The organism is Mesorhizobium sp. M0910 (assembly GCF_040319465.1).
Classification (GTDB): Bacteria; Pseudomonadota; Alphaproteobacteria; order Rhizobiales; family Rhizobiaceae; genus Mesorhizobium.
Genome location: NZ_JAMYNZ010000035.1, coordinates 1 through 11277, shown reverse-complemented (window position 1 = coordinate 11277; position 11277 = coordinate 1). Strand labels below are relative to the sequence as shown.

Below are 11277 nucleotides of genomic sequence, written 5' to 3'. Positions count from 1 at the left end.
CGCTCTTCGCTGTTCTCGCAGCGAAGCCGACGTCCGAAATACGGGTGCCAACGGTAATGGACCTCGACCTCCTGCCCAACATGGGCAGAATGACCCCGAGATGACAATTACCCGAAAGAACAGCCTCTTCGCGGGCAGCGACGGCGGCGGACGGACATGGGCCACCATCGCCACCCTGCTGACCACCGCCAAGATGAATCAGGTCGATCCGCACGCCTGGCTCACCCTGACCCTCGAGCGCATTGCCAATGGCTGGCCAAACAGCGATATCGACGCCCTCATGCCATGGAATTACCAGCGCTGAACGGCCTCAGCTGCCCGCTTACTGCGAAACGGGCCCAATTGCGGGCGCCGTCATCATGGCCGCCAAAGAGAGCATTGCGGCGGTGGAACACCACTCCCGGCGGCGCAGATCCGTTCCAGCCGCGGTCGTCGCGCAGAATAGCTCAGAGACAGCCAGTTTTCGTCTTGCCGCGCCCGTGATCCAATACCGGAGCCGTGGTCTCGTCGTCATATAGTCGTGAGCTACCCTGTTTCAGGACCATGGTCATGGGGTCTAATACCGGCGCGATCACACACAGCGCCCGTCCGCCCCAGCCAGTCGGCAGGACCCTGCGGTCGATCGGCACCCCGTGTGGGGCCATGGCCGCGGCCTGCCGGTTCAGCGGCATGTGTCGGAATGCTTGGACACGGCAATGTGCGCCAATAGGGCTTCGGTCGGCCAGCTACCTTCCAGCAAATGCGCCGGCGCCGTGGCCTGAACCACTCCCGCGCGCCCTTGGGGCAAGCGTACTTCGGGCATCGCGACGATCACCTGATAGCGCGCCGGGATATGATCGAGCCGCTCCGTCCGGTCTTCGCCAATCCGGACCATGTTGCCGCAACCACAGGGGCAGGCAATGCTATCAGGCTCGATCACCTGTTCGACGCGCGGCAGGCTCTGGGGCAGCGCGCACGCCTTGCGTTGCCTGCGTGAAGCAGTCTTTTCGCAATTCGCTGTGCTGGCCCCGATCTTTTCCTCGACGAAGGCGATCTGGGCCTGTGTTTCGGCAATTGCCGTCTCCAGGTCCTCCAGCGCCAGTTCCATCGTTCCATCTGCGTTGGATCGAGCCTTTCCGATTTCGGCCCGAACTTCGTGCGGCGATAGTCCTGAACGTAGCTCTCCAGCTTCTCGACGAGGTTCCTTCAGATCGGTGATGAAGGCGTCCTTTTCAGCCACCACCGCCTGCTCATATGCTGACGGGCCGCACGCTCAACCGACAGCTCGAACTGCACTGCCGCAAACGCGTTCACCACCTCTGCAGGGAGGGCCGGGAACTGGCTGAGATCAATGGGCGCACATGCGCCTTCGTAGCAAATCGAAGCAAAAAAGCCCAATAAAACACGCTAAAGCCGAACCGGTGAGTCACCCTGCCGCAGCGGGCGGCGCTACCCGCGACGCTACCACGCGTCGCCAGTCGAGACCTTCGAACAAAGTTTCATACTGACCCCGCGACAGCCGCATCGTTCCATCCTGCACTTTGGGCCAAGCAAAACCACCCTGTTCCAGGATTTTGGAGGTCAGCACCATTCCGGTGCCATCCACATCAGGATTTTTACACGATCCCCGCGCTTCGACCGGAAGATCACCGTCACCCCGGAATGCGGATCAAGCTTCAACTCGGTCTGCACCATCAAGGCCAGCGCCTGATGGCCACAGCGGAAGTCCACTGGGCGCGTCGCGATCAGGATCGGCATTCGTTGGCCCGCGACGATCATGCCGTCCATCGCATCGCGCGCACCAAGGCCGCAACCCGGTCAACCGGCACATCATCGGGACCCCGTATCACCAGACCTGAGCCTGTTTCTACCGTCACGATCGGCGAACTATCGTTAGCCGGCTTCGGCTCCGTCGTAATCGCCAGTGGCGCAAGGCGGGTTCGAATAGGCCGCTGTTCTCGCAAGGCACGGCCGGCATCAGTTCCGCAGGCAGCCAAAAGACCCTGACGCGCCTACCGTCGCCAGTCCGAAAGCTGATGCGCAATGAGATCATGACGACGGGCAACATCAACAACCCGCCGACCGGGTTGAAGGCTCTCAGAGACAATCCGTGCCTTCAGATCATTGGGCCATCGTCCACGACGAGGCTCGACAACTTCGCATCGCCCAATAATCCCTCGCCATCCGCCATGCTAAAGCTCCAGCTCCTGCCGAAAACCTTCTGGACCGGCGTCCCAAATACCATTCGAGATGAAATGATGCAGCCGGTCGTAGCGATCGGGCGCAAGGCGTTCCGCCATCGGCTCGATACTCTTGCGATCTCCCGGCCCGATCACGCCCGAAATTATAACCGGGCACATCTGCCGCCGCTTCTTGTGGCCAAGTTTCTCAACGAACGGCTTCAGCCATTCCGTCAGGGCAACATCCTGCTCTGCCATCCTTCGCACCCCTGTTGGAGTGCCAAAGATGGCCGATCATCGTTAGCCCAGGATTAATCTGCCAAAGTAGTGCTAAAAAGATCGCGCACCGCTTCATGCACTGCGTCGGGAACCCAGATCCCGGTCAGCTCCCCCGCCCTCAGCACCCGTGCCAGGGTGACCGCATTGCGTCGGTTCGTCTTGACACGTTCGCCCGGGCGCTTCGGTATCAGCGAAGGCGCAACAACATCGCAGCGGTGGCCGAGCTCAACGATCTGACGGCAAAGCCTGTAGCCGGTTGGGCCGGCCTCGTAGCAGAAATGCAGGTCCGGATATTTGCGCTCCAGCTTACGCACGAAGCGTTCCACCCCGCCGGTGTCGCCTCGATCTAGCCGAGATAGCGGACCTCCCCCTCCCGGCCACCCTCCGCAATCGCAATCGCATGCTTGGCCTTCGAAACCTCGACACCGACGTAAAATCCTTATCTACTGCCATGGCCCGTCCTTCGGGCTTGGCTCGGCATTCCCGAGCAACCCCCGTTTGGTTACAGCTGCAAAGACTAAGGACGGCCCGCCGCTCAGACCACGGTCATATCGCCTCAGTGGGGCACTTTCAACCAGATCAAAGAACGGAAGCCGCTACTGCGACCCAAACTGCGGCTCCCACATAGGGAACTGCAGGCATTCGCGGTGCTGTGAACCAGCTACCGAAGAGCGTGGTGCGGGAAAGCCGAACGCCACGTTCTGTGGGAACCGGGGGCGGGTGACCGCCTCCGGTGACCCGGTGGGCGGCGCCGCGAGGCGTCCCCCTATCCCGATCAGTCATATCTCAGGATTATCCGCTGCTAAAAAAGGCGCCATATTCGTCACAGGCACCGAATTTGGCCGAGATGCTCTACGCCAGCGCAAAGTCAAAAAAGTGAAACAGATCGTGCAAATAACTTCACAGACTCTTACAGTTAAAAATCGCTGGCTGTGCTAGTTCACCTCAAGGTTTGAGGAGGCGCCGAGTGGCGCATGAGGCGAAGCGCGCCGCCAGAGCAGGCCCGGAAAAGGCTGACTGGCTACACCTTGCGAGCAATGCGGGGTGTTGCAACTCGGAGCAAATGGAATTGCGCAAGAATGCTGCTGAGCGAGCGGAAGAGGCGTCGAGAATTGTCGATCCACTGTACCGTCAACACCTGGTTGCCTTCAAGGATCGCCGAGCACTCCCTGATCGGGATCTTCTTTCGGGACGTGTGCGCAGACGTGTGGAAGCGCTGGGCGTGGGCCGACCGCTGCCGCTTATCCTTTCGCCGGGTGGTCTGCTGGACGTTTCGCAAACACTGCTGTCACATTTGCATAACTAGTCGTAACTCTGGCGACGTCACCGTGTCGCTGCTGCAGGTTCCTAAGTTGGAGGTTGAATGATGCGGAATGTTAACTGGTGTTCTAATGCCGCTGCCATTTTCACTTGTGAGAAACAACCGGCGACCGGTTTGCGAGGCATGGTCGTGACCAATCACCCGCTCGCTTCCGCGGCGGGGGCGGAAATGCTCGCCAGCGGCGGCAACGCGATCGATGCTACGATCGCGGCTCTATTCACACTTACGGTGGTAGAGGCAATGATGGTCGGGGTGCTGGGTGGCGGCATAGCTCATATCCGTCTCGCAAATGGGACGCATTACGTGCTTGACGGCATGTGCACCGCACCACTCGCGACCGGCCCCACTATCTACACGCCCGATCCGAACGCCGCACCCGAATCAATGGGGACGATTGGCCGCCGCAACGCCGTTGGCCCCACGTCCGTCGCTGTTCCCGGCGCGCTCTTGAGCTGGTGCGAGGCGCTGCGGCGGTTCGGTACCTTATCTTTGGCCGATGTCACTGAGCCCGCGATCCGTCACGCCTCGCGTGGCTTTCGCGTGACACCTTTGCTACAAGAATGTGTCTCCGAGGCGGCGGCCGATCTCGCCCGTGATGCCGAAATTGCAAAGTTGTATCTGCCCGGCGGTATGCCGATCCAGGCCGGGACTCGGCTTGTCACCGGCGATTATGCCGAGACGCTGCGATCAATCGGCCGCAAGGGCCCTGACATTCTATATGGCGGTGAATTGGGACGTCATTATGCAGAGCACATGGCGCAGGCAAATGGCTTTCTGAGAATCGAGGACCTGGCCGGCTATTGTACCGTCGATCGCGAGCCGTTGCGGGGGCTCTATCGCGGCTATGAGATCCTTGGGCCGCCTCCGCCATCGTTCGGGCTTCTGCACATCATTCAGATGTTGAATATCCTGGAGGGGTACAAGATCGGCGTGCTCGGTTTCGCAACGCCGGACACGTTGCACCTGCTTGCCGAAGTGATGAAGATCGCGTTCGCCGACCGGTCAGCGGCGTTCGCCGATTCGGCGTTTGTCCAAGAGCCGATTGGCAAGCTCCTATCCAAGGACTATGCAGCGGAGCGCCGGGCTCGCATCTCAATGGACCGCGCTCTTTCATGGGGCGCAGGGGAGGCGCCTAGTGAGGGCGCGCACACCACTCATCTGACTGTGGCGGATGGGTTCGGCAATGTCGTCGCCAGCACGCAGACGATCCGATCTTCGTTCGGTGCCCGCTACATCGTGCCTGAAACCGGCATGATCCCGAACAATTACATGTTAGCGTTCGATCCGCGTCCAGGCTGCGCCAGCTCGGTCGCGCCCGGCAAACGCGTCACCTCGTCGATATCGCCGGTGATGGTGTTGCGCGACGGCAGGTTACGCTACGCGATCGGCCTGCCTGGCGGACTGCAAATCTTCCCCTCCGTCGCGCAGGCGCTGTCGAACCTGATCGATCATGGCATGGGCGTGCAGCAGGCAGTAGAGGCGCCGCGCCTTTGGACGCGAGGCCGTAAGGTAAAGGTTGAGGCTTCGTTCCCCGAAGGCGCACTAGCGGCATTGCGCGACCGCGGTCACAATGTGGCGGCGATCAACAGCGTTGGCGGCGGGATGAATGCGATTCAGTTCGATGCGGACGGCACAATGACTGGCGCCGCATGCTGGCGTGCTGACGGTATGCCAATCGGGCTCGGCGGCGGATTGGCGCGGCCCGGCGCATTTTTCAGGTCGGATCAGAAGCGGCCGGTATATGACCGCACGGGCGGGGTGGCGTCCAGTTGAAGACCATCTCGTTCAACGAGGTGGGCGAACGGTTCCTCGATCGAACTGGAATTCTTCGGGTTCGATTTCAAGGATAGTGTTCTGACTTCTGCAAATTTGCTGAGCGTCGGCATCGATATTCGAGAGTGCTGCCTCGAAGCTTGGGAAACACGGGCTGACGCCGCAGCTCAAGGCTGCGCACCTGTGGCGTCACTCGCTCGCACCGATCTGCTGCGCCGCGGCGCCTCGCTCGTCGAAATCGGCCAGCTTCTTCGCCACAGCCAGACGAACACGACACAGATCTATGCCAAAGTCGACATCGCGACGTTGCGCCCCATTGCGCTACCCTGGCCAAGAGCCGCGTCATGACGCGTTGCAAGCGGCGCTGGAAGAGAGTGTCTGGCCGCCCGCCGCGCCCTGGGCCACAAGCTGCGTCTGTCCGGACGATTGCTGCAGCGGTTTGTTGTCTCTGCCGAAGCTTCGGGCGCCACCTTCATCACCACCGAGATTGCCCTGGCCTGGGTAATGCAGCCGGCAAAGCCGCCCGCCCAGTGGGCGCCAACCGTCTGGCGATGGTTCGCCGCTTGGCGCGCTATTGCAGCGCCATTCACCCGATGGCCGTCGTACCGCCGACCGACCTTCTTCCGCACAGGTATCGTCGGCCACGGGCCCCATACATTTATCGCGACGAGGAGATCACCTGACTGGTCGACGCGGCGAAGCGATTGCTGTCGACGGTCGGTCCTGCCCACACACCTACGTCACGCTCTTCGGCTTGTACGCGGCGACCGGTCCGCGCTGCAACGAACCGCTGCGCCTTCATCGTGGCGACGTTGATCTCGTGGATGCGTGCTGACGCTTCGCGACACGAAGTTCACATAGCGGGACTCGCCGACGCCCCTCGACGCGACAGGCCCTCAAAATCTATGAGGTCTGCCAAGACCGTTCATGCCCGAATCCGGTGAGCGCCAGCTTCCTTTCCGAGCGCGGGACGCGCTTGACCGAATGGGCCGTGCGGTGAACGTTCGTCTCGCGCGAGGTCGGCCTCCCGGCGCCAATGACTCCCCCCGCGGGCCGCGGCTGCACGAGCCTTTCGCCACCGGCTGGCCGTGACAACATTGCTGCGCTGGAATCGCAACGCCGTCGATGTCGAACGCCACCGCCCGAGTTGGCGACCTATCTCGGCCATGCCCACATCGCCGACACCTATTGGCATGTGACGGCAACGCTGGAACTGCTGCAGCAAGCGCTGCTGCGGGCGGAACAATCTCAGCCGGAATCCCGTCCATGAGCGCTGCCCCGACGTTCGCCGTTCTTCTTGGGGCTTTCGTCACCGATTGCCTCATTAGACTACTACAAGCAAGCCCGCATACGCTGGCGAGCTACTTCTGCATGCTGCTGTCCTATGCCCAGCGACAGCCTCGCACGGTTTCGCGTCTCAACATGCGACGCGCCAAATCATGACCACCGCACTGCGGTTGTTTCTCTCCTATGTGCGTTATTGCGCATTTCGCAAAAGCCGGACAGGGGTTCCGCTAATTCCCGGACAGTGGTTTCGCTAATGTCGGGACAGTTTGGCGGCGACGGTCCTCGGGTGCCTTGTTCATGGATGATTGATTTCGCCGTTTCGTGCCGGTCAAGAGGGGCGCGGCCTTTTGCTTTCGCATGCTGTCGCCCTGGAGCACTATGCGGTGGGCGTTGTGCACGATCCGGTCGAGAATGGCGTCGGCGACGGTGGGGTCTGCGATCAGGTCATGCCATCTGGCCACAGGGACCTGGGCGGTGATCAGGGTGGATTTGCGGCGATAACGTTCCTCGACGATTTCGAACAAATGGAAGCGCTGTTGATCGGTGAGGCTGTGGGCTCCGAAGTCATCGAGGATGAACAGTTGCGCGCGGGTGAGTTTGTCGATGAGGCATGGGAAGCGGCCATCGAGACGGGCGAGCGCCAAATCCTCGAACAGGCGCGGCACGCGCACATAGAGCACGGAATGATCGAGCCGTGCCGCTTGCCGGCCGAAGGCGCAGGCCAGCCACGACTTGCCGGTTCCGGTCGGACTGGGCTCATAATGCCCGTTATCAGGATGGCGAGGCAAAGAAGATTGTCCGTTACGCCTTTCATCCACGTTCGGGCGGGGAGATTTTCGTCACAGGCCGTCAGTGTTATTGCGGTGAGCCGGCCTATGTCGGGCGACAACCGGATGGCAGCCTGGCGCTGATTCCGATCTGGATGACGGAAGAGATCGCCCTGACGATGGCGGTTCGCGAGGCGCCCCGTTTTCCCCTTTCATGCCTACGCGACCTGCGCCGCGAGGTCGATGCATGTCTACGTTTTCTGCAGAGCGACTCACGCCAGCCAGGAGACGACCATGCAGCGCAGGCAATGCCGAACCGACCAGCCAGACCTGTTTTCCAAGAAGGCTCCGCCATCGAGTCTTCCAGGCGAAGTCCGGGAACGCACCCTCCCGCTGATCGAGACCTTGCTGAGGGAAGCGGTGGTGAGCCAGACGGGACGGGAGGCAGATCATGAAGATCACCGCTGAACATCTCGCGCGCGGTGCCTATGTCTATGTCCGGCAGTCGACGGCCGATCAACTCGTCAACAATCCCGAGAGCCGGCGACGCCAATATGGCCTTGCCGAGCGAGCGCGGTCCCTTGGCTGGAAAGACGCCATCGTCATCGATGAAGATCTCGGTCGTTCAGGGTCTGGCATCAGCCGTCCGGGCTTTGAGAAGCTTCTGGCGGCGATCTGCGAAGGTCGGGTTGGTGCGGTCCTCGCCATTGAAGCCTCCCGGCTGGCCCGCAATGGCCGGGACTGGCATACGCTCATCGAGTTTTGCGGCCTTGTCGGAACGCTCATCATCGATGAGGACGGCATCTACGAACCGCGTCATCCCAACGACAGGCTGCTGCTCGGCATGAAGGGCACGATGAGCGAACTGGAGCTTTCGATCCTGCGGGCCCGCTCGATCGAAGCCCTGAAGCAGAAGGCACGACGGGGCGAACTTTTCCTGACGGTGGCGATCGGTTACGTCAAGTCGGGCCGGAACCGGGTCGAGAAAGACCCGGACCTGCCGATCCGCGAGGCGATCGATCTTGTATTCCGGCGTTTCGACGAACTGCAGAGCATCCGGCAGGTGCATCTGTGGTTGCGCCGCGAGGGCATTATGCTCCCTGCCGTAAATTACACGCGCGCGGCGGACAGGGCGATCGTCTGGAAACTGCCCGTCTACAATACGGTGCACCACATTCTCACCAACCCGATCTACGCCGGCGCCTATGCGTTCGGGCGAACCTGCAGCAAAGTCACCATAGAGGCCGGACGCAAACGGATTTTGCGTGGGATCAGGCGCGATCGCGCCGACTGGGAGGTCTTGCTCATCGACCATCACGAAGGTTACCTGAGCTGGCACGATTTTGAGAGGAATCAGCGCCTGATCACGGACAATGCCACAAGCAAAGGCCTGGTGCCGCGCGGTGCTCTTCGCCGGGGCGAGTTGCTGCTCGGCGGTCTCTTGCGCTGCGGCCATTGCGGCCGCAAGCTGCATGTCTCCTATTCCGGCAGCAACGGCAATACGGGGCGCTATCACTGCCGCGGAGCGCAGGTCAACCACGGAACCGACCCGTGCATCGGCTTCGGATCGTTGCGGGTCGATCAGGCGGTCAGCGCGGAGGTTCTTCAATGCCTTCAACCGCTCGGCATGGAAGCGGCGATCAAGGCCATCGAGACCTCCACCGTGCAGGCTGGAGAGAAGCGGCGCCATGTGGAGCTCGCACTCGAGCAGGCACGTTATGAAGCCGCCCATGCACGCCGCCAGTATGACGCCGTCGACCCGGACAACCTGCTTGTAGCAGGCGAACTGGAGCGACGCTGGAATGCCGCGCTCGTAGCCGTCCGCGAGCGTCAGGACGAGCTTGACGCGCTCGACCGCCACAAGCCTGAGGCTCTGGGAGAAGAGGAACGGCGGAGCCTGCTGCGCATGGGCGCCGATCTCGAACTGGCATGGCATCATGCCAACGCCACCGCCACCACGCGCAATCGGATCATCCGTGCCGTGATCCGCGAGATTGTCGTCGCCATCGAAGACGACCACATCAAAATGCTGGTGCATTGGCAGGGCGGCGACCATACCGCGCTTTCGGTCAGGAAGAACAAGGCAGGCCATCACCGTTGGGGCGCCCCGCCGGACATCGAGGACCTGATCCGTGCCCTGGCACGCCAATTGCCGGATAGAGCGATCGCATCGCTTCTCAACCGGCTCGGCAAAACCACGGCTCGTCTGAACGGATGGACGCAGTCCCGTGTCTGCACTTTCCGCAACCAGCACGACATCGCCGTCTACAAAAAGGACGAACGGTCGGAGCGCGGCGAGTATACATTGCAGGAAACGGCTGCGAAGCTCGGCCTGCGGCCAATGACCGTGCTGCGCATGATCCGCGCCGGCGATCTGAAGGCCGAGCAGTATTGCAAGGGTACGCCCTGGATCATCCGTCATGAAGATATCGAGCAACTCGATATCCAGCACCATTCCGGCAGGAGCGGACACAGTCCATTATCACAATCACAGGATCAGCAGATCCAGCTTTTTCAATAACATAGCGAGGTGTGCATTATGTCGTGGGATCGGGTGGGCCGAGGAAGTGGACGACCTCGCAGCGGGCGACGAAGCCGAGTTGGGCGAGCGTGAAGATTGGATCTCGGTCGAGCGAGGGCTGGAAAGAGAAGTCGAAGCCGGCGAGCGTCTTGATCGTGGCCAGACGCCCCATGCGCAGTGCCGTCTTGATCCGGCTGTTCTCGCGGAGGGTCAACTCTTCCGAAAGGAGGATGTCCATGGCTTCGAGGGCGGCGATCTCGCCTTGCTCGAGCCGGCGCACGATATGATCGAGCGCTTCGAGCGCTCGTGGCATCTTCAGGCCGACGAGATCGTGGCGGATCCGGTCGATTGTGGATGGCGTGGTATCGAGCGCATTCGTCATGGACGCTGCTCCTTCGCCATCACCCGGGCGACGGCATCGTAGAAGGCCAACGGGCGCTGAGCGACCCTGTCGCCTGAGCCATGAAGGATGACCTCGTCGTTCCTCAGTCTTTGTCGGCGCTTGTGGACGTGGATGTTGCGATGCCCGGGCTCGACATGACGCTGGTGCCGACCTTCTAGAATGGGATGGATGGCAATCAGTGCGCCGTCCTCGAAGATGCGTACCTCTTCGGCCAGAGTGTGCACCTCGACGACACGGCGCCTGGTGGCGTCGGGCACGCTATAGAAATTGCCGCCAACGCTAACCATGCCCTCCGGCTGATGCGTCGCTCGAGCTTCAGGACCGATCGGAACGGAGCCAACGGCAGCGGCCGGAGCGCTGCCCGCTCCTCGGCAAAAGCTTCGTTGACGACACGCCGTGTGGTTGCGTGAACTCTCGGGTTTGCGACCGTGTCCAGCCAGTGACGCAACTGCGCATTCAAGTCTTCGAGGTTGCGAAAGGACCGGGCCAGGAAGAAGTCCTCGCGAATGTAGCGGAACGGTCGCTCGACCCTGCCTTTTGTTTTGGCGCGGTAAGGCCGGCAGGCCTTGGGATGGAACCATAGTGGCGGGCAAGATCGACGAGGGCACGGTTGTAGACGATGCCGCCGGTATCGCCTTCGCCGATCACAGCCGTCTTCATACGGTCGTAAAGCACTTCGCGAGGAGCGCCGCCCAGCGCCTCGAAAGCCCCAGCATGGCAGCGCAAGACAGTCGGCAGATCCTGGTGGACGACGAAGCGTGCCCAGA

The 11277-nt window shown here is 61.5% G+C and carries 7 protein-coding genes and 7 pseudogenes; 6 read left to right on the top strand and 8 right to left on the bottom strand.

Going from position 1 to position 11277, the window contains the following annotated elements; genetic code table 11:
- Nucleotides 1-304: transposase domain-containing protein (locus NKH78_RS32320; protein ID WP_352885189.1), on the top strand; the 304-nt coding region annotated here is incomplete at its 5' end.
- A gap of 76 nt (nucleotides 305-380) precedes the next feature.
- On the opposite strand, the pseudogene NKH78_RS32315 reads toward NKH78_RS32320, so the two are convergent.
- From NKH78_RS32315 to NKH78_RS32295, 5 genes and pseudogenes are all read right to left on the bottom strand, one after another.
- Nucleotides 381-1359 (bottom strand): annotated as a pseudogene (locus NKH78_RS32315) (transposase); the annotation flags it as partial.
- 46 nt (nucleotides 1360-1405) lie between these two features.
- Nucleotides 1406-1674 (bottom strand): annotated as a pseudogene (gene tnpB, locus NKH78_RS32310) (IS66 family insertion sequence element accessory protein TnpB).
- Nucleotides 1675-1991: 317 nt separating this feature from the next.
- The gene (locus NKH78_RS32305) at nucleotides 1992-2087 is read right to left on the bottom strand and encodes a transposase (protein ID WP_352885193.1); all 96 of its coding nucleotides are present in this window, start codon (nucleotides 2085-2087) and stop codon (nucleotides 1992-1994) included.
- Between the two features lie 114 nt (nucleotides 2088-2201).
- Nucleotides 2202-2417: pseudogene (locus NKH78_RS32300) on the bottom strand (transposase); the annotation flags it as partial.
- A 77-nt stretch (nucleotides 2418-2494) separates the two neighbouring features.
- Nucleotides 2495-2835 (bottom strand): annotated as a pseudogene (locus NKH78_RS32295) (IS110 family transposase); the annotation flags it as partial.
- 570 nt (nucleotides 2836-3405) lie between these two features.
- Between NKH78_RS32295 and NKH78_RS32290 the strand changes: the two are divergent.
- The 3 genes from NKH78_RS32290 (at nucleotide 3406) to NKH78_RS32280 (ending at nucleotide 6802) form a co-directional block, all read left to right on the top strand.
- The gene (locus NKH78_RS32290) at nucleotides 3406-3744 is read left to right on the top strand and encodes a hypothetical protein (protein ID WP_352885187.1); all 339 of its coding nucleotides are present in this window, start codon (nucleotides 3406-3408) and stop codon (nucleotides 3742-3744) included.
- A 60-nt stretch (nucleotides 3745-3804) separates the two neighbouring features.
- The gene (ggt, locus tag NKH78_RS32285) at nucleotides 3805-5532 is read left to right on the top strand and encodes a gamma-glutamyltransferase (protein ID WP_352885191.1); all 1728 of its coding nucleotides are present in this window, start codon (nucleotides 3805-3807) and stop codon (nucleotides 5530-5532) included.
- A 1147-nt stretch (nucleotides 5533-6679) separates the two neighbouring features.
- On the top strand, nucleotides 6680-6802 hold the full coding sequence (locus tag NKH78_RS32280; RefSeq protein WP_352885185.1) for a hypothetical protein: 123 nt from the start codon (nucleotides 6680-6682) through the stop codon (nucleotides 6800-6802).
- A gap of 312 nt (nucleotides 6803-7114) precedes the next feature.
- Here NKH78_RS32280 and NKH78_RS32275 read toward each other — a convergent pair.
- Nucleotides 7115-7565: pseudogene (locus NKH78_RS32275) on the bottom strand (ATP-binding protein); the annotation flags it as partial.
- A gap of 315 nt (nucleotides 7566-7880) precedes the next feature.
- Between NKH78_RS32275 and NKH78_RS32270 the strand changes: the two are divergent.
- Both NKH78_RS32270 and NKH78_RS32265 read left to right on the top strand, forming a co-directional pair.
- Nucleotides 7881-8054 (top strand): hypothetical protein, encoded by a 174-nt coding sequence (locus NKH78_RS32270; RefSeq protein ID WP_156933500.1) that lies wholly within the window; start codon nucleotides 7881-7883, stop codon nucleotides 8052-8054.
- Nucleotides 8038-10107, top strand: coding sequence for a recombinase family protein (locus NKH78_RS32265; protein WP_352885183.1), 2070 nt, complete (start codon nucleotides 8038-8040; stop codon nucleotides 10105-10107). Before NKH78_RS32270 ends, NKH78_RS32265 begins: the two co-directional genes overlap by 17 nt.
- Nucleotides 10108-10138: 31 nt before the next feature.
- Here the strand turns inward: NKH78_RS32265 and NKH78_RS32260 are convergent.
- Nucleotides 10139-10489, bottom strand: a pseudogene (locus NKH78_RS32260) (ATP-binding protein); the annotation flags it as partial.
- Nucleotides 10486-11277, bottom strand: a pseudogene (gene istA, locus NKH78_RS32255) (IS21 family transposase); the annotation flags it as partial. The pseudogenes istA and NKH78_RS32260, both read right to left, overlap by 4 nt.